15 protein-coding genes are annotated in these 19,127 nt (G+C 69.4%); 6 read left to right on the top strand and 9 right to left on the bottom strand.

Going from position 1 to position 19,127, the window contains the following annotated elements:
- The first annotated feature begins 5 nt into the window (after window positions 1-5).
- The 5 genes from leuS (at window position 6) to EXE50_RS05665 (ending at window position 11,083) form a co-directional block, all read left to right on the top strand.
- Window positions 6-2,678, top strand: coding sequence for a leucine--tRNA ligase (gene leuS / locus EXE50_RS05685; protein ID WP_137704573.1), 2,673 nt, complete (start codon window positions 6-8; stop codon window positions 2,676-2,678).
- A 78-nt stretch (window positions 2,679-2,756) separates the two neighbouring features.
- Window positions 2,757-4,190, top strand: coding sequence for a kynureninase (gene kynU / locus EXE50_RS05680; RefSeq protein WP_053772459.1), 1,434 nt, complete (start codon window positions 2,757-2,759; stop codon window positions 4,188-4,190).
- A gap of 58 nt (window positions 4,191-4,248) precedes the next feature.
- Window positions 4,249-6,516 carry a PAS domain S-box protein gene (locus tag EXE50_RS05675; protein WP_137704572.1) on the top strand — a complete coding sequence of 756 codons (2,268 nt, stop codon included), beginning with the start codon at window positions 4,249-4,251 and terminating at the stop codon, window positions 6,514-6,516.
- 100 nt (window positions 6,517-6,616) lie between these two features.
- Window positions 6,617-9,532 (top strand): DEAD/DEAH box helicase, encoded by a 2,916-nt coding sequence (locus EXE50_RS05670; protein WP_199241380.1) that lies wholly within the window; start codon window positions 6,617-6,619, stop codon window positions 9,530-9,532.
- Window positions 9,533-9,577: 45 nt separating this feature from the next.
- Window positions 9,578-11,083, top strand: coding sequence for a stage II sporulation protein M (locus EXE50_RS05665; protein ID WP_121600298.1), 1,506 nt, complete (start codon window positions 9,578-9,580; stop codon window positions 11,081-11,083).
- 68 nt (window positions 11,084-11,151) lie between these two features.
- Here the strand turns inward: EXE50_RS05665 and EXE50_RS05660 are convergent, their stop codons facing one another.
- Window positions 11,152-11,784, bottom strand: a complete 633-nt coding sequence (locus tag EXE50_RS05660; RefSeq protein ID WP_137704571.1) for an IS6 family transposase — start codon at window positions 11,782-11,784, stop codon at window positions 11,152-11,154.
- 92 nt (window positions 11,785-11,876) lie between these two features.
- On the opposite strand from EXE50_RS05660, the gene EXE50_RS05655 reads away from it, so the two are divergent.
- Window positions 11,877-12,224: a PLD nuclease N-terminal domain-containing protein gene (locus EXE50_RS05655; RefSeq protein WP_053772456.1), complete on the top strand. Its 348-nt coding sequence runs from the start codon at window positions 11,877-11,879 to the stop codon at window positions 12,222-12,224.
- 58 nt (window positions 12,225-12,282) lie between these two features.
- Here EXE50_RS05655 and EXE50_RS05650 read toward each other — a convergent pair whose 3' ends face one another.
- The 8 genes from EXE50_RS05650 to EXE50_RS05615 form a co-directional block, all read right to left on the bottom strand.
- A complete protein-coding gene (locus EXE50_RS05650; protein WP_121600300.1) occupies window positions 12,283-12,672 on the bottom strand; it encodes a DUF6276 family protein in 390 nt (129 codons plus the stop codon).
- A gap of 104 nt (window positions 12,673-12,776) precedes the next feature.
- Window positions 12,777-13,478 (bottom strand): V-type ATP synthase subunit D, encoded by a 702-nt coding sequence (locus EXE50_RS05645; RefSeq protein ID WP_053772454.1) that lies wholly within the window; start codon window positions 13,476-13,478, stop codon window positions 12,777-12,779.
- Between the two features lie 137 nt (window positions 13,479-13,615).
- Entirely contained in the window at window positions 13,616-15,037 is a 1,422-nt protein-coding gene (locus tag EXE50_RS05640; protein ID WP_053772453.1) for a V-type ATP synthase subunit B, read from the bottom strand.
- Window positions 15,038-15,039: 2 nt separating this feature from the next.
- Window positions 15,040-16,803 carry an ATP synthase subunit A gene (locus EXE50_RS05635; protein ID WP_137704570.1) on the bottom strand — a complete coding sequence of 588 codons (1,764 nt, stop codon included), beginning with the start codon at window positions 16,801-16,803 and terminating at the stop codon, window positions 15,040-15,042.
- 1 nt (window position 16,804) lies between these two features.
- Entirely contained in the window at window positions 16,805-17,134 is a 330-nt protein-coding gene (locus EXE50_RS05630) for a V-type ATP synthase subunit F (RefSeq protein ID WP_121600302.1), read from the bottom strand.
- Entirely contained in the window at window positions 17,131-18,177 is a 1,047-nt protein-coding gene (locus tag EXE50_RS05625; RefSeq protein WP_137704569.1) for a V-type ATP synthase subunit C, read from the bottom strand. The genes EXE50_RS05630 and EXE50_RS05625 overlap by 4 nt, the downstream gene beginning before the upstream one ends.
- On the bottom strand, window positions 18,174-18,752 hold the full coding sequence (locus EXE50_RS05620; RefSeq protein WP_137704568.1) for a V-type ATP synthase subunit E: 579 nt from the start codon (window positions 18,750-18,752) through the stop codon (window positions 18,174-18,176). The genes EXE50_RS05625 and EXE50_RS05620 overlap by 4 nt, the downstream gene beginning before the upstream one ends.
- A 21-nt stretch (window positions 18,753-18,773) precedes the next feature.
- Window positions 18,774-19,028, bottom strand: coding sequence for a hypothetical protein (locus EXE50_RS05615; protein ID WP_004598766.1), 255 nt, complete (start codon window positions 19,026-19,028; stop codon window positions 18,774-18,776).
- Between the last annotated feature and the right edge of the window lie 99 nt (window positions 19,029-19,127).

The following is a 19,127-nucleotide window of genomic DNA, read 5'->3' as shown; positions in this document are numbered from 1 at the left end:
AGCAGATGTCTCAGGAGGGATACGACCACGCGACGGTCGAAGAACGCTGGCAGGAGGCGTGGGAGGACGCAGACGTGTACCACGTCCCGGACGACGCCGACGATCCGACGTACGTCCTCGGGATGTACCCGTATCCGTCCGGGAAGCTCCACATGGGGCACGTCCGCAACTACACCATCACGGACGCGTACGCCCGCTACCGACGGATGCGCGGCGACGACGTGCTCCACCCGATGGGGTGGGACGCGTTCGGGCTGCCGGCCGAGAACGCCGCCAAGGAGCGCGACACGAACCCCCGCGACTGGACGTTCGACTGCATCGACACGATGCGCGGGCAGATGAAGTCGATGGGGTTCGGCTACGACTGGGACCGCGAGGTCACCACCTGTACCCCCGAGTACTACCGGTGGAACCAGTGGCTGTTCCGCCGCTTCCACGAGGCCGGCCTGGTGGAGCGCCGCGACGCCGAGGTGAACTGGTGTCCCTCCTGCGAGACCGTCCTCGCCGACGAGCAGGTCGAGGGCGACGCGGAGCTGTGCTGGCGCTGTGACACCCCCGTCGAGACCCGCGAGCTCGACCAGTGGTTCCTGAAGATAACGGAGTACGCCGACGAGCTGCTGGAGGCCATCGACGAGCTGGAGGGGTGGCCCGACTCCGTCCGGCAGATGCAGCGCAACTGGATCGGGCGCCAGTACGGGAGCGAGGTCGACTTCGAGGTCGAGGGCCACGGGCCCGTCACCGCGTTCACGACCCGGATCGACACGATCCACGGCGCGACGTTCTTCGCCGTCGCGCCCGACCACCCAATCGCCGAGGAGCTGGCCGCGGAGGACGACGACGTGCGGCGGTTCATCGAGGAGGAGGCCGACCCCGACGGCGACGAGCCGAACGGCGTCGAGACCGGCCTCACGGCCACCAACCCCGTCACGGCCGAGGAGATACCCGTCTTCGTCGCCGACCTCGTCCTCTCGGACGTGGGGACGGGCGCGCTGATGGCGGTCCCCGGCCACGACGAGCGCGACCACGCGTTCGCGACGAAGAAGGGCGTCGAGATCCGGCCCGTGATCGCGCCGGAACCGGACGACTGGGACGGCGAGACGGCCCCCGACGCGCCCGACGTGACGGAGGAAGCGTTCACGGAGGACGGCGTGGTGATCGACTCGGGCGAGTACACCGGCCTCGACAGCGAGACCGCGCGGGAGCGGATCACGGAAGACACCGAGGGCGCGAGCGAGGCGACCCAGTACCGCCTGCGCGACTGGGGCATCTCCCGGCAGCGCTACTGGGGGACGCCGATCCCGATGGTCGACTGCGACGACTGCGGGGCGGTCCCGGTGCCCGACGAGGACCTGCCCGTCGAGCTGCCGGAGTTCATCAATACGACGGGCAACCCGCTGGACGCCGCCGACGAGTGGCAGGCGACGACCTGTCCCGAGTGCGGCGGGCCCGCGACCCGCGAGACGGACACGATGGACACGTTCGTCGACTCCTCGTGGTACTTCCTGCGGTACGTCTCGCCGGACCTGACGGACGCCCCGTTCGACCTCGACCGCGCGAACGACTGGATGCCGGTCGACCAGTACGTCGGCGGCATCGAGCACGCCGTGATGCACCTGCTGTACTCGCGGTTCTTCACGAAGGTGCTGGCCGACGAGGAGGGCCTCGACCACCGCGAGCCGTTCACGAACCTGCTGGCGCAGGGGATGGTCCAGCTGGAGGGCGAGAAGATGTCCAAGTCGAAGGGGAACGTCGTCTCGCCCCAGCGGATCGTCGACGAGTACGGCGCCGACACCGCGCGGCTGTTCATGATGGAGGCCGCCCAGCCCGAGCGCGACTTCGACTGGTCCGAGGAGGGCGTCCGCTCCACCCACCGCTTCCTGACCCGTCTCAACGACCTCGTCGCCGAGTACGCCGCGGGCGACGTGGCGCTCGCCGGCGACGACGCCGACCGCGACGAGATCGACGACTACGTCGCCGAGGAGACTGACGCCGCGGTCGCCATCGCGGGCGCGGAGTACGACGACCTGACGTTCAACGTCGCGCTGCGGGAGGCCCAGGAACTGGTCCGCACCCTCCGGAGCTACCGCGAGGGCGCCGACCCGCACCCGGCCGTCTTCGAGCGCGGGCTGGACGTGGCCGTGCGCCTGCTGGCGCCGGTCGCGCCGCACCTGGCCGAGGAGCTGTGGGAGACGCTCGGTCGCGACGGGTTCGTCGCCGAGGCGGAGTGGCCGACCGCGAGCGTCGACCGCGACACCGTCGAGAAGCGCCGCCGGCTGGTGGCGAACACCCGCGAGGACGTGCGCGACATCGTCGAGGTCGCGGGGATCGAGGACCCCGAGCGGATCGATGTGGTCGTCGCCCCCGACTGGAAGTACGACGCCCTGTCGATCGCGATCGACAGCGACGCCGACAACCTGATCTCGGAGTTGATGGCCGAGAGTCACATCCGCGAGCGGGGCGACGACGCCGCCTCGTACGGCCAGGACCTCCAGGCGAACCGCGAGGCGCTGCGGGAGACCCTCGACGGCGACGCCGAGTACGACGCCCTGCGCGCCGCCGCGTGGCTGATCGAGCGCGAGTTCGACGCGCCGGTGCGCGTCGAGCGCGCCGCCGACGCCGACGAGGGCGTGGTCAGCAAGGCGGAGCCCGGCCGCCCCGCCATCGACATCGTCGAGTAGCGGCCGACGCCCGGCGAGGGATCCGGCGGGCGCGGCCGCCCCCGGAAACGCTTAGTCGCCGGCGCGGTCCCTTCCCGTATGGACGACCCGTACGCTCCCGCGCGCGCGGCGCTCGCGGGCGAGGGGCTCGGTAGCGGCGGCGATGACGGCACCGGCGGCGACGCGGGCGGCGCCGACCCCGCCGTCCTCGCCGCCCGGCTCGACGACGCGGACCCGCTCGCCGGGTTCGCGGACCGGTACCGGATCCCGGACGACCTGCTCTACATGGACGGCAACTCGCTCGGCCCCGCGAGCGACGCCGCCCTCGCGAGCCTCGACCGCGTCGTCGACGAGTGGCGCGACCGGCTCATCGCGGGGTGGACCGACGCCGACCCGCCGTGGTTCGAGGTCGGCGAGCGGCTGGGCGGCGCGCTCGCGCCGCTGGTGGGCGCCGACCCCGAAGAGGTGGTCGTCGGCAACTCGATCACGGTGAACATCCACACGCTCGTCGGCACCTTCCTCGACGAGCTGCTGGCCGGGAACGGCCCGGACCGCGAGGAGTTAGAGCGCGCGGACGGGGAGTGGGCGCCGGAGGGCGACCCCGAGGACGACCCGGCGGTCCTCGTCAACGAGCTCGACTTCCCGTCCGACCACTACGCGATCCGCGCCCAGCTCCGGCAGCGGGGGATCGACCCCGACGAGAAGCTCCGGGTCGTGCCGAGCCGCGACGGGCGGACGATCGACCCCGGAGACGTCGAGGCCGCGCTGGACGCGCACGACGACGTGGGGATCGTCTTCATGCCGACCGCGCTGTACCGGTCGGGCCAGCTGTTCGACGTGGAGCGGATCGCCGAGGCGGCCCACGAGGCGGGCGCGTACGCCGGCTTCGACGCGGCCCACTCCGCGGGCGCCGTCCCGCACGAGTTCGGCGCGGCGGGCGTCGACTTCGCGGTCTGGTGCACGTACAAGTACCTCAACGCCGGCCCCGGCTCGATCGGCGCGCTGTTCGTCGCGGAGCGGCACCACGGGCTCACGCCCGCCTTGGCGGGCTGGTGGGGCCACGAGAAGGCGACGCAGTTCGAGATGAACATGACCTACACGCCGGCCGACTCCGCGGGCGCGTGGCAGATCGGTACCCCGCCGCTGCTCGCGGCCGCGCCGCTGGAGGGCTCCGTGGAGCTCCTGCGGGAGGCCGGGATCGAGCGCCTCCGCGAGAAGTCGCTCGCCCTGACCGACTTCCTGATCGCCCTGGTCGACGACCGGCTCCCCGCGGTCTCGGTCGGGACGCCGCGCGAGCGCGACGCCCGCGGCGGGCACGTCGCCCTCGAACACCCCGAGGCGGAGCGGCTGAGCGCGGCGCTCAAGGACCGCGGCGTCGTCGTCGACTTCCGGCCGCCGAACGTGGTGCGGGTCTGTCCCGCGGCCCCGTACACGTCCTTCGCCGACGTACTCGAAGTGGTCGACGAGGTCGAGGCGATCCTCGACGCCGGCGCACACGAGAGGTACGCGACGAGCCAGGGCGGCGTGACATAGCGGGCGCGGGACCCTCCAGGTCGGAATAACTTATATTGCGGCCGGCCAACGCCGACGTATGACGGATCGGCAGCGACCGGCCCCCGAGTCGGAGTCCGATCTCGCGGTCGGGGACGAGGAGCGGGGCGTCTACGAGACGATCTTCTGCGAGATGGAGGACGCGGTCTTCCTGATCGACGTCGAGGCCGGAGACGCGGGGTACGACTTCCGGTTCCGACGGACCAACGCGTCTCACCAACGGCTCACCGGGATCTCCCTCGAAGAGATCCGCGGCAAGACGCCGCGGGAGCTGCTGGGCGAGGAGCAGGGCGCGGCGGTCGCGGAGAACTACCGCCGCTGCGTCGAGGCCCGCGAGACGATCGAGTACGAGGAGGCGCTCGCGCTGCCGGAGGGGCGGAGAGAGTGGCAGACGCGGCTGAGCCCGGTCGTCGACGAGGGGTCGGTGACGCGGATCGTCGGCGTCGCTCGCGACGTCACGGAGCAGCGAGAGCGGGAGCGGACGGTCCAACGGATCAAAGACCGACTCGAACTCGCGGTCGAAGGCGCGAACCTCGGCGTCTGGGACTGGGACGTGACCACTGACGAGGTCGAGTTCAACGACCAGTGGGCGGAGATGCTGGGCCACTCGCTCGACGAGATCGAGCCGCACCTCGACGCGTGGGAGCGCCGCGTCCATCCCGACGACCTCCCGGCGGTCGAGGACGCCCTGTCGGCCCACGTCGACGGCGAGACCGAGTACTACGACGCGGAACACCGGATGCGGACCGCGTCGGGCGAGTGGAAGTGGATCCGTGACATCGGGAAGGTGGTGGAGCGCGACGAGGACGGCGGACCGGTGCGCGCGGTGGGGATCCACCTCGACGTCGACGAGCAGAAGCGACGGGAGGAGGAGCTGCGACGGACCCGGCGACTGATCGAGCGAACGCAGGAGAGCGCGTCGATCGGGTGGTGGGAGGTCGACCTGGTCGACGAGTCGCTGACGTGGAGCGACGAGGTGTACCGCATCCACGAGCTACCGACGACGGAGTCGGTCGAGCTGGAGGACGGAATACAGTTCTATCATCCGGACGACCGCGACGCCATCGAGAGCGCCTTCGAGCGGCTACGAACGGAGGGCGAGTCGTACGACCTCGAGCTGCGGATCGTCACGACGACCGGTGAGACCCGGTGGGTCAGGGCCATCGGCGACCCTCGGTTCGGCGAGGACGGAGCGGTCACCGGAGCGCTCGGACTGTTCCAAGACATCACGGAGCGGAGAGAGTACGAGGCCGCCCTCGAATCGACGCGCGAGGAGCTCCGGCAGATCATCGACCTGGTGCCGGACCTCGTGTTCGTGAAGAACCGCGAGGGCGAGTACCTCCTGGCGAACGAGGCGACCGCGGCGGCGTACGGAAAGACGCCCGAGGAGGTCGAGGGGAAGACCGAGGCGGAGATCATTCCGGACGTCGAAGACTCGGAGGCGTTCCGACAGGACGACTTGGAGGTGATCGAGTCGGGCGAGCCGAAGGCGGTCGGCGAGGAGACGCTGACCACGGCTGACGGGGAGACGCGCATCTTCCAGACGACGAAGATACCGTACGAGGCCCCGGACACCGGCGAGGACGCGGTGTTGGGGTACGCCCGCGACGTGACGGAACTCAAGGAGTACGAGCGGACGCTGGAGGAACAGCGGGACAACCTCAAGCTCCTGTACCAGGTCGTCCGCCACGACATCCGGAACCAGCTGATGGTCGTCGAGTCGTACACCGAGTTCCTCGAGGAGTCGCTGCCGGACGAGCAGAGTCGGACGTACGCGCGGACGGTCATCGGCGCGGCGCGGCAGGCCGCAGACATCACGGAGACGGCCAGAGACGTCACCGACGTACTGCTACAGGTCGGTGCCGATCAAGAGCCGGTCGACCTCCGCACCGAACTCACCGAGCAGATCGAACAGATCCGGTCGGACAAAGACCGCGCGACGGTCACCGTGGACGAGACGATTCCGGACGTGACGGTGTTGGCGGACGACCTGCTGGAGGCGGCGTTCCGGAACCTCCTGACGAACGCCGTCGTCCACAACGACAAGGACGTGGCGGAGATCACGGTGTCGACCAGCGTGTCGGACGAGACGGTGCGCGTGTCGATCGCGGACAACGGTCCCGGGATCGCGGACGACCACAAGGCGCAGATCTTCCAAGAGGGCGAGAAGGGACTCGAAAGCGGTGGAACGGGGATCGGGCTGTACCTCGTCAAGACGCTCGTCGACAGGTACGGCGGCGACGTGTGGGTCGAGGACAACGAGCCGACCGGGAGCGTGTTCACCGTCGAGCTCCGCCGCGCCGACTGAGCGCGTCGGGGCGGGGCGACGGCCCGGACGGGGGAAGCGGATCGATCGCGCACGGCGACGGGCTTAATCGCCCGAGCGCCCAATCGAACACGATCAGAGCATGTCGGAGCCGTCGGGGATGGACGCGTTCGCGCACCTCGGGAGCGAGGTCCGCGAGGCGCTCTCGGACCGGGGGTTTTCAACGCCCACGGAGCCCCAGCGCGAGGCGATCCCGCCGCTCGCGGCCGGGCGGAACGCGCTCGTCTTAGCCCCCACCGGCACCGGGAAGACGGAGACCGCGATGCTCCCCGTGTTCGACGCGCTCGCCGAGGCCCGAAGCTCTCCCGGCGACCCGCCCCGCGAGGGGATCTCCGCCCTCTACATCACCCCCCTCCGCGCGCTCAACCGCGACATGATGGACCGGCTGGAGTGGTGGGGCGAGACCCTCGGCGTCGAGGTCGCGGTGCGCCACGGCGACACCACGCAGTACGAGCGGTCCAAGCAGGCCGACGACCCGCCGGACGTGCTCATCACGACGCCGGAGAGCCTCCAAGCGATCTTGACGGGCTCGAAGATGCGGGCCGCGCTCGAAGACGTGGCGCACGTCGTGGTCGACGAGGTCCACGAGCTGGCCTCGGCGAAGCGGGGCGCGCAGCTCACGGTCGGCATGGAGCGGCTCCGCCGCGTGGCGGGGCCGTTCCAGCGGATCGGGCTCTCCGCGACGGTGGGCGATCCGGAGGAGGTCGGCCGGTTCCTCGTCGGGACGGGGACCCGCGACCCGGACCGCGAAGGGGACCGCGACTTCGAGACGGTCGAGGTCGCGGCCGGGACGCGGACCGACGTGCGCGTCCTGGACCCGTCGATCACCGACCGCGACACGACGCTCGCGGGCGAGCTCGCGGTCGACGAGACGACCGCGAGCCACGTGCGGACGATCCGCGAGATCGTCGCGGACAACGAGTCGACGCTGATCTTCGTCAACACGCGACAGACCGCGGAGGCGCTCGGATCGCGGTTCAAGACGCTCGCGGAGAAGGAGCGGGAGCGCGGGGTCGACGCCCCCACCGAGATCGAGCTCCACCACGGGTCGCTCTCGAAGGAGGTCCGGATCGACGTTGAGGACCGCTTCAAGTCGGGCGACCTCGACGGGCTCGTCTGTACCTCCTCGATGGAGCTCGGGATCGACGTGGGGCGCGTCGACCACGTGGTCCAGTACGGGAGCCCGCGCGAGGTCGCCCGGCTGCTCCAGCGCGTCGGGCGCGCTGGCCACCGCCGCGACCTCGTCTCCGAGGGGACCGTCGTCGCGCAGGGAGGCGACGACACCCTGGAAGCGATGGCCATCGCGCGGCGGGCGGGCGAGGAGCTCGTCGAGCCCGCGAACATCCACCACGGCAGCCTCGACACGGTCGCGAACCAGGTCGTCGGCCTCGTGATGGACGAGGGGGAGCTCCACGCCCGCGAGGCGTACCGGACGATCACGGACGCCTACCCGTTCAGGGACCTCTCCGAGCCGCGGTTCCAGGAGGTCGTCCGCGAGCTCGACGGGAACCGGCTGCTGTGGCTCGACGAGGAGACGGACACCTTGGAGAAGTCGGGCGGCACCTGGCAGTACTTCTACGCGAACCTCTCGATGATCCCCGACGAGGCCACCTACGAGGTGTACGACATGTCCTCCAGACGCGGCATCGGGACCCTCGACGAGCAGTTCGTCGTCAACTTCGCCGGGCCGGGCGAGACGTTCGTCCAGCGCGGCGAGATGTGGAAGATCACGGAGATCGACGAGGATGAGGAGCGCGTGAACGTGACGCCGATCCCCGACCCGACCGGCGAGGTCCCCTCGTGGGTGGGCCAGGAGATCCCCGTCCCGAACCCCGTCGCCGAGGAGGTGGGTCGAATTCGCGGCGAGGCCGCGGCCGCGCTGGAGGCCGGCTCGACCCCCGAGGCCGTCGCCGCCGACCTCGCTGAGCGCTACCCGACCGACGCGGAGACGGTCGCGGCCGCGCTGAAGTCCGTTGTCGACCACGTCGACGCCGGCCACCCGGTCCCCACGGACGAGCGGGTCGTGATCGAGGGGAGCGCGCGCACCGTCGCGGTCAACGCCGCCTTCGGCCACGAGGTCAACGAGACGCTCGCGCGCCTGCTCGCGGCGCTGGTCGGCCAGCGTGCCGGCTCGTCGGTCGGCATGGACGTCGACCCGTACCGGATCGAGTTCGAGGTCCCCGGCGGCGTCGGCCCCGGGACGTTCCGCGAGGTGCTGGAGACGACCGACCCCGACCGGCTGGAGGCGTACCTCGAACTCGCGGTGAAGAAGTCGGACGCGCTGAAGTTCACGCTCGCGCAGGTCGCCGCGAAGTTCGGCGCCGTCAAGCGGTACAAGGAGGGGCGAGGGAAGTTCGGCGGCGACCGCCTGCTCGCCGCCCTGGAGGACACGCCGGTCTACGACGAGGCGCTCCGCGAGGTGTTCCACGCCGACCTCGCCGTGCCGGAGACCGCGGACCTGCTCGCGGCGGTTCAGGACGGCTCGCTCGACCTCGCGATCGCCCGCGAGCGGACGCCGCTCGGCACTGCAGGCCGGTCCGCCGGCACGGAGTTCCTCGTCCCCGACAACGCCGACGCCGACGTGATCGAGACGGTCAGAGAGCGCATTCGAGACGACCGCGTCATCTGCTTCTGTCTCCACTGTACGGACTGGAAGCAGACGACGAAGGTCCGACGCGTCCGCGACCAGCCCGAGTGCCCCGAGTGCGGGTCGACGCGGATCGCGGCGCTGAACCCGTGGGACGACGAGACGGTCGCCGCGGTGCGCGCGCCCGAGAAGGATGACGAGCAGGAGCGCCGCACCGAGCGGGCCCACCGCGCCGCGAGCCTCGTCCAGACCCACGGGAAGCGCGCGGTGATCGCCCTCGCCGCCCGCGGCGTCGGCCCCCACAACGCCGCGCGGATCATCAACAAGCTCCGCGAGGACGAAGACGAGTTCTACCGCGACGTGCTCCGCCAAGAGCGGGAGTACGCGCGCACGCAGTCGTTCTGGGATTAGTTCGCGGACACGCTCTTTTTTGTGTGGCACGGCCGAAGCGAGGGCATGGACCTCTCCGCCGCCGTCTCGGCAACGACAGCGACCCTCCGTCGCCGCCCCGCACAGCTTCTCCCCTTCTACCTCCTCGGCACCGCGGTCCCGGTGATCGCCCGCCTCGGCACGTTCGCCGCGCTGGCGGGGATCTACCTCCACCTCGAACTCTCCGGGCGGCTCGCGGCCGTCGGCGACGCCCTCGCCGGGGTCGAGCCGCCGCCGGAGACGCAGGACCCGGAGGCGCTTCAGGCGTGGGCCGAGGGCCTGACGCCCGCGTTCGAGCCCCTGTTGACGCCGACGGTCGGGGCCCTGTTCGTCGCCGGCGTGCTCGTCTCGGTCGTCCTCGCGATAGTCGCGTACGCCGTCGTCTCGGCCGGGCAGCTCTCCGCGGTCATCGCGAGCCTCCGGGACGAGCGGGGGCTCGTCGGCGGGATCGCCGGCGCTCGGTCCCGCTGGCTCACGTTCCTCGGGGTGTACGTCGCCGAGCTCCTCCTCTGGATCGCCGTCCTCGCGCTCGGGTCGATCGCGGTCGGCGCGGCGTTCCTCGCGAACCCGTTCCTCGGCGCCGCGGTCGCGGTCGCCGCCCTCCTCGTCGGGTTCGTCGCCTTAGCGCTCGTCCGGATCCTGTTCGCGTTCGCGCCGGTCGCCGTCGTCGTCGACGACGCCGGCGTGGTCGGCGCGGTCGAGGGCGCGGGCGGCTTCGTGCGCTCGAACCCCGTCGACGCCGCCGCCTACCTCGTGGTCGCGATCGGCTCGCTGGTCGCCGTCGCGTCGGTCGCCTCCGGGCTCGCGTTCCTCGGCGGCGGCCCCGTCGTCGCGCTCGCCAGCGCGGTCGTCGTCGCGCCCGCGCTCGACCTGCTGAAGACCGTCCTCTACGGCGACTACCGCGGCACGGTCGACCCCGTCTCGCCGCCCGAGGCCGGCGTCAGGGCGCAGTTCGTCGGCGGGGCCCGCCGCGGCTGGCGGGCGCTCGGGAGCTTCGTCCGGTCGACGCCCGGCAGTCACGCCCTCGCGCTCGCGGTGGCCGTCGGCTTCGGCGCGGTCGGCTGGCTGGGCGCCGCGCCGTTCGCCGAGACGGTCCCGACCTCGATCGAGTCGCGGCTGGTCGGACAGATCCCGCCCGTGGCGACGCTGACGTACTTCGGGAACAACTGGGGCGTCGCGATCGCGACCGCCTTCTCCGGGGCGGGGTTCGTCCTCCCCGCGCTCTCGTCGCTCGCGTTCAACGGCCTCGCGCTCGGCGCCACCGCCGCCCTAGAGGAGAACCTCCCGGCGCTCGTCGCGTTCGTGGTCCCCCACGGGATCTTCGAGATCCCCGCGCTCATCGCCTCGGGGGCGCTCGGGATCCGCCTCGGCGCCGTGTCGTGGCGGGCGTTCCGCGGCCGCGCGAGCCGCGAGCGGTTCGCGGACGCCTTAGAGACCGCGTTCTGGGTGACGGTCGGGCTCGGAATCCTGTTCGGCGTCGCCGCCGTCATCGAGGGGTTCGTCAGCCCGTTCTACTGGCGGCCGTTCCTGTAGCGCGCGGACCGGCGACCCGCCCGCGGCCGTCGCAACGCCGGAAGGGTCGCAGACCCCGTCGTGTTAACTTAAGCATGATTCCACCAGACGGCGTGGGCTTGCAACCACGTTTCCGCGGTCGGTGGATCGACGTGGCTAAAACAGTTTGAAAACGAAGAGGTTCGTCGTTCTACTTCTCGAAGGACACGTTCGACAGAATTTCTGAAGCCGTGTTGTTCGACGCGGTAGCTGTAGTTTTCGCGGCGAAGCCCACCGATCAGATCGTCTGCGTCATCGACGAGAAACAGCGCGTCTTCGACATCGTGTTTCTCAGCTAATTCAGTGAGAAATTCTCGTGCGATCGGGATCGTATACGTCGGAAACAGCCGTGAGTGAAGGATTCTGTTCGTTTCGGGATCGACAGCAGCGTACAGCCAGTACTGCTCGTCGTTGATCCGGATCGCTTTCTGATCGACCGCAACACGATCCGGGCTCTCACCGCCAGCTGGCTGTAGATCGGCTTTCTGTACCCAATTGTGAACAGCGACACGACTTCGTCGGACACCCAATTCTTCAAGAAGAATAACTGTATTCGAAAGTGATAATCCAGCGAGATGGTGACGAATACCCTTTTCAATGATCTCGCGGGGTGTCCGCTCTCGCTCCACAAACTCCAAGTCGATCCACTCGGTACACTCGGTGAGGCGGGCGGTTTTCGGCATAGAGCACTGAATCCTCGTCCCGCCTCTTCCTTAACTTAACACCGCGGCAGACCCCGCCCGCAGCCTTATTACCGCGCGGTCGAAGCGACGGTATGACACCGCTCGTCGCCGTCATCCTCGTCGGCGTCCCGCTCGCGTGGCTCGTCGGCTTCGCCGCCTACGCGTACGTCGACGCGCCCAAGTACGGGATGGATCCGCGGAAGTGGGCGCTGATCGCCTTCTTCGTCCCGCTGTTCGGGTTCTTCGCGTATATTTTCGAGCGCGGCGAGCGCGATTACGACTCCGAGACCGACCCGTACGCCGGCGGGAGCGACGGCCGCACCGGCGGCTTCGCCGTCCACGAGTCGCGGCAGGGAGAAGAGCGGCTCGGTCCGGCGGGCACGGAGGCGGACGACGGCGACGACGACGAGTGGAACGACCCGGACGGGGTCGACCTGTAGGCGCTCGTCGCCGCGGTCGCGCTCGCCGCGGCCGCCGACCCGCTCGACGCGCGTCCGCTCAGAGCGCGTCTATCAGGGCCTTCCGGCGGCGGTCGAGGTCGAACGCGGCGTCGGCGGCGTCGAGTCGGCCGAGGAACGCGAACACGTCCGCGCCCGCCCCCTCGGCGTGACGGACCAGGGCCTCGATCGACGCGCGGTTCGTGGCGAACGACTCCAGCTCCCCGCAGCAGAGCGCCAAGGCGATCCCGGCCTCGCCGGACGGGAAGGCGGGGTCGACGCGGGCGAGGTCGGGGTCGTCGGTCGCCGCGCCCGCGACGCCCGCCTCGTCGGCCGCGGCGACGCGTAGACACCGCGTACAGATCGCCGCCGGATCGGCGGGGGCGTGTTCGCGGAGCGCCGGCGGCACCGCGAAGGCGACGGCCTCGGCGCCGCAGTGTGGACAGGACACGCCCGTCGCTACGGGCGGGGCGGGCTAAAAGCCGACGGCGGGAAAACGAGCGGCGACCGGCGCGGAAGCGGTGATGGCGACTCGAGAGAGGCGCCGCGAGGACGTCAGTCGGCGGGCTCGGGCTCTTCGGTCTCCGCGGCCGCGACCTCCGCGGTCGCCTCCTCGGCCTCCGCCCGCTCTTCTTCCTCCTTCTTCGCTTTGATCTTCTTCATGCGGAATATCTCCTCGCGCTCCTGCTCTTCGAGCTTCTGCTCGATGTACTCCTGGTTCTCGTAGAGCGTCGGGAGCAGCGTGAACTCCAAGGCGTTCACGCGGCGCTTCGTGGTCTCGATCTCGGTGAGCATCTTCTTCATCGCCGTCTCGACCTCGGCCGCGAGGATGATCTTCTCTAACAGCTCCTCGTAGGCGTCGGCCGCCTCGTCGATCCGCGCCGAGGAGCCCAGCAGGCCGTACCCGCGCTCGTCGAGGCTCTTCTGGACCTTCGAGGACTCGATCTGCGGGACCACGACGCCCATGATGTTCTTCGACTGGGTCGTGATCTCGGGGTGCTCTTTCAGCGCCGCGGCCGCGCCGCGGACGGCGACGTCGCCCTCCATCGCCCGGGCCATGTCGATCTTGCGCTGGGCCGTCTCGTAGTTCTCGGAGACCTCGGACCGGACGTCCTGCGCCTGGTCGAGGATGTCCATGAACTCCATGATGAGCCCGTCGCGCTTCTGTTCGAGCGTGTCGTGACCGCGCTCGGAGAGCTCGATGCGGTCCTCGATCGCCATCAGGTTCTTCCGCGTCGGTTTGACGTCCTTGGCCATCTTGGGAGAAGCTTCCGCTCCGAGGCGGTTAATTCTTTTCAGACGCGGCGGATCGCCCCGACGACGACTGCGAGCGACGGCGAGCAGCGCCGCTGTCCGGACGCGGCGTCGCAGGCGTCAAAAAGTGAGTCGGGCCGTCAGTCGGCCGCTTCGAGGACTTCGCGCTCGGACTCGTCCTCGCGGTAGTGCTCTTCGATGAACTCCTCGTCGATCCGGTTGAGGGCGTCCTTCGGCAGCATCGAGAGGAGGTCCCAGCCGATCGAGAGCGTCTCGTCGATGTCGCGGTTCTCGTCGAAGCCCTGGTCGATGAACTCGGACTCGAACGCGTCCGCGAAGTCGAGGTACTTGTTGTCCAGCTCCGACAGCGCCTCGCGACCGACGATGTTCACGAGGTCGCGGAGGTCCTCACCCTCCGCGTACGCCGCGAACATCTGGTCTTTCACGTCGGCGTGGTCGGCTCGGGTGAGCCCCTCGCCGATGCCGTCGTCCATCAGCCGCGACAGGCTGGGGAGGACGTTGATCGGGGGCTGAAGGCCCTGACTGTTGAGGTCGGGGTCGACGTAGATCTGTCCCTCCGTGATGTACCCGGTCAGGTCCGGGATCGGGTGAGTGTCGTCGTCGCCCGGCATCGTGAGGATCGGGATCTGCGTGACCGAGCCCTCGCGTCCCTTGATCCGGCCGGCGCGCTCGTACAGCTGCGCCAGGTCGGTGTACATGTACCCGGGGTACCCGCGGCGGCCGGGCACCTCCTCGCGGGCCGCCCCGATCTCGCGGAGCGCCTCGCAGTAGTTGGTCATGTCCGTCAGGATGACGAGGACGTGGTAGTCCTTCTCGAAGGCGAGGTACTCGGCCGTCGTCAGGACCATCCGCGGCGTGACCGTCCGCTCGACGGCGGGGTCGTCCGCGAGGTTCATGAAGACCACGGAGCGTTCGAGCGCGCCGGTACGCTCGAAGTCCTCCATGAACTCGTTGGCCTCCTCCTGGGTGATCCCCATCGCGCCGAAGATGACGGCGAACTCGGAGCCCTCCTCGTCGTCGCCCTCCTCCTCTTCGGGCACGCTGGCCTGCCGCGCGATCTGCATCGCGAGCTCGCTGTGCGGCTGCCCGGAGCTGGAGAAGATCGGGAGCTTCTGCCCCCGGACCAGGGTGTTCATGCCGTCGATGGCGGAGACGCCCGTCTCGATGAACTCCTCGGGGTACTCCCGGGAGTACGGGTTGATCGCCGCGCCGACGATGTCCTGGCGCTCCTCGGGGACGATCTCCGGGCCATCGTCGATCGGGCGGCCGGAGCCGTCGAGCACCCGCCCGAGGAGGTCCTCGGTGACGGGCATCTTCATCGTCTCGCCCAGGAAGCGGACGGACGCGTCTCGGTCGATGCCTGAGGTGCCCTCGAAGACCTGGATCGCGACCACGTCCTCCGAGGATTCGAGCACCTGTCCGCGCAGCGTCTCCCCCTGTGCCGTCTCGATCTCGACGATCTCGTCGTAGCCGATCGCCTCGTCGACCTCGGCGTACACGAGGGGACCGCTGATCTCGGTGATGGTTTGATACTCTTTCATGGTCAGTAGAGGCTCCGGAGCTCCTCGGTGATCTCCGCTTTGAGATCCTCGACGTACTCCTCGTAGTCCTCTTGGACGCCGATACGGTTAATCCGCGGGGCCGAGTCGATGTCGATGATCTCCTCGACCGGGACGCCGGCGTCGAGCGCGTCGAACGCCTCGTCGTTGAACGTCTGGATCGTCGTCAGCATCAGGTACGTCTTCTCCGGCGGACAGAACGTGTCGACCGGGTGGAACGCGTTCTGCTGGAGGTACGCCTCGCGCAGGTAGCGCGCGACCTCCAGGGTGAGCTGCTGGTCGTCGGGCAGGGCGTCCTTCCCGACGAGCTGGACGATCTCCTGCAGCTCCGTCTCCTCGTCGAGCACGTCGACCGCCCACTGGCGCCGCTCGGCCCAGTCGTCGGCGACCTCGTCTTCGAACCAGGGGTCGAGCTGGTCTTTGTACAGCGAGTAGGACTCGTTCCAGTTGATCGACGGGAAGTGGCGGCGTTCCGCCAGGTCCGCGTCGAGCGCCCAGAACGTCTTCACGATACGCAGCGTGTTCTGGGTGACCGGCTCGGAGAAGTCGCCGCCGGGCGGCGACACCGCGCCGATCGCCGAGACGGAGCCCTCCGTCCCGTTGATGTTCTCGAAGTAGCCGGCGCGCTCGTAGAACTGCGCCAGGCGGGCGGCGAGGTACGCGGGATACCCCTCCTCGCCGGGCATCTCCTCCAGCCGGGAGGAGATCTCGCGCATCGCCTCCGCCCACCGCGAGGTGGAGTCGGCCATCAGCGCCACGTCGTACCCCATGTCGCGGTAGTACTCGGCGATCGTGATCCCCGTGTAGATACAGGATTCACGCGCCGCGACGGGCATGTTCGAGGTGTTCGCGATGAGCGAGGTGCGGGCCATCAGCGGGTTGCCGTTGGCCGGGTCCTCCAGCTCGGGGAAGTCCTCGATGACCTCCGTCATCTCGTTGCCGCGCTCGCCGCAGCCGACGTAGACGATGATGTCCGCGTCGGCGTACTTCGCGAGCTGGTGTTGCGTGACCGTCTTCCCGGAGCCGAACGGCCCGGGAATCGCGGCCGTCCCGCCCTTCGCGATCGGGAACAGGCCGTCGAGGATGCGCTGGCCGGACACCAGCGGCGTCCGGGGCGTCTTCTTGTCGTTGGCGGGGCGGGCCTCGCGCACCGGCCACTCCTGGTGCATCGAGATCTCCTCGCCGTTGTCCAGTTCGACGACCGTTTCGGTGACATCGAAGGTCCCGGACTCGGCGGCGACGACCTCGCCGCCCTCGTAGTCCGGCGGCACCATGACCTTGTGGTCGATGGTGACCGTCTCCTCGACGATCCCGACGATGTCGCCGGGCTCGACGACGTCGCCTACCTCGACCTCGGGCTCGAACTCCCACTCCTCCTCGAGGTCGATGCCGGGCGCGTCGACCCCGCGGTCGAGGTACGGACTGCCCATCTTGCCCTCCAGCACGTCCAGGGGGCGCTGAACGCCGTCGTAGATGGCGTCCAGCATCCCCGGGCCGAGGTCGACCGACAGCGGCTCGCCCGTGTTCTCGACGGGTTCGCCGGGGCCGACACCGGAGGTCTCCTCGTACACCTGAACGGTCGTGAGGTCGCCCTCGATCTCGATCACTTCCCCCATGAGCCCTTCGTCGCCGACGTAGACGACGTCGTTCATGCGGGCGTTGAGATCGCGGGCGGTCACGACCGGACCGCTCACGCTCTGAATGACGCCGCTGTCTGTCTCGGCGTCGGTTGTGTCTGCTTTGCTCATATTAGTCGTCTTCCTCCATCAGGTCGATGCCGATGGCGCGTTTGATCTGGTCGCGCAGCCCGCCGCTGCCGGCGCCGGAGCCGCCGAGCGTCACGAGGACCGGCTCGATGCTCCCCTCGACGGCCTCGCGGGTCCCCCGCGAGAGGTGGTCGAGGTCGTCGTCGTGCATCACGATGATGCCGACGTCGTCGTCGTCGAGCGTCCGCTCGACGGCGTCGTCGAGCGCCTCGTCCTTCTCCTCGTCCGGCACGTTCTCGAACGCTCGGACGCCGGCGAGGCGGAATCCGGTCGTGAACTCCGGGCTGCCGACGACCGCTATCTCCTGGCTCATGTTATCACCAGCTCCGATTCGATCTCGTCGGGCGAGAGGCCGGCCTCCTTCCCGCGGGCGATCGCCCGGATGTTCTCCGTCTCGCGCTCCTTCGCGAGGATGTAGGAGATCACCGGGGTGACCGACACCGGGTGGATCGTGCCGAGCCGGTCGCCGTACGCCAACAGCGCGCCGTCGATGGCGTGCTCGAACGCGATGAGGCTGTCCGCCTCCTCGAGCTCGCGCAGCGCGGGCCCGAGCTCGTCGCCGTACTGGCTGTCGCCGATGTACTCGACCAGCTCGTCGAGGTTCTGCGCCAGCCGCGCGAGCGACGAGCGGGTGAACAGGTCGCCGCCCTCGATGAAGTACGCCGCGGGGTCGATGTCCGCGCCCGAGCGGGCGAGCCGGAGCGCGTTCGTCGCGTTCCGGAAGTCGACCTCCGCCTTGAGGAACGACTCGTACTGCCGGGTCGGCTCGTCGCCGCCGAGCCCGGAGAGGAGCCGCTCGTAGAACGCGCGGTCGACCGCGTTCTCCAAGGGCACCAACACGCCCGCCTCCTCGTACTCGGCGAACGCTTCCCGAAGCGGCTCGCCGTAGATCGTGTCTTCGAGGACCTCGATCACGCCGTCGATCGAGTCCGCCTCCAGCAGTCGACGGATGCGCCGGTCGTCGAACTCGCCGGCGCGGATCAGGTCGACCTCGACGGCCGACTGGTCCGCGTCGGTGTAGACGCCGCGGATGACCGTCTTCACGTTCCAGGCGTCGAACTTCCGGAGGTAGCGGGCGATGAGGTCGTACAGCGGCCCCTCGCTCCAGTCGAGGATGGCGTCGAACTGCTCGGCGAGGTTCCGGTTTAACGCGTACTCGATCAGGTCCACGCCGCCGTGGCGGCTGCCGAGCGCGTTGATCTCCTCGCCGTAGCTCGACTCCTCCATGAACCGGGCGATCTCGGCCGGCCCCATCCGGGTCAGCTTGCGGTACTCCTCGTCCCCGTAGAGGCTGCCGCGGCGGGCACGAACCCGCGCGACGACGTACTCGGGGTTCGAGCTACCGGCGGCGCTCATTGGTCGAACAGCCGCTCCGAGATGTTCTTCAACTCGTCGTCCCAGACGGACTCCAGGACCGAGTCGAACGTGTTGTTCACGCGAACGCGGGAGGTGTCGCTCTCTGCGACGACGCCGCCGAGGCAGTCGACCTCGCCGTCGACCTCGGCGTTGCGGTCCGCCACGAGCTCCTCGAGCAGCTCGACGTCCTCGGCGCGGGTGTAGACGGCGACGTCCTCGTCGTCGTCGAACTCCGCGAGGGTCGCGTCGAGTAAGGCCTCCGTGAGGTCGCGGCGGTCGTCGCCGTCGAGGTCGGCTATCGCCGCCTCGACCTCGTCGTGGACGTCCTCCAAGACGTCGCGGCGGGCGCCCAGCCGCTCCTGTTTGGCCTCGAGCTTCGCCGACGAGAGCGTCTGTTCGCGCTCCTGGTCGATCTGGCTCTCGACCTCTGCGAGCCGCTCCTCGCGGATGCGGTCCGCGTCGGCCTCCGCCTCCTCGATGACCTCGTTGGCCTCGGCCTCGGCCTGTTCGCGGATCTCCTCCGCACGCGCGCGGGCCTCATCTTCAACGTCCTCAACGACGGTTTCCAAACTCATTGGTTGAAAAACGCTGGAGAGTTACCCGACGATGAAGACGACGACGAGCGCGAGGATGACGATCGTCTCGGGAAGGACCGTCAGGATGAGCCCGTTGACGAAGAGGTCGTCGTCCTCGGCCATCGCGCCGACGGCGGCCGACCCGATACCGCGCTCCGCGTAGCCTGCGCCCAGCGCCGCGAGCCCGACGGCGAGCGCCGCCGCGGCGTTGGGGTCAGTCAGCGTTCCACCGGTCGACAGTACGAGGTTCCCGAGTTCGTTGGTAGCTTCAAACATTGGTAGTAGTTGCTGTTGCTCGTCTCCGAACGGTTGCTAGTTGCCCCTAGAGGAGTCATAAAGCTTCCCAAAACGACCGAACGGGATCCGGGAGAACGG

This window comes from Halorubrum sp. ARQ200 (genome assembly GCF_005435115.1).
Taxonomy (GTDB): Archaea; Halobacteriota; Halobacteria; order Halobacteriales; family Haloferacaceae; genus Halorubrum; species Halorubrum tropicale.
The sequence above is the reverse complement of the archived record's forward strand: the minus strand, read 5'-3'. Positions and strand labels throughout refer to the sequence as shown.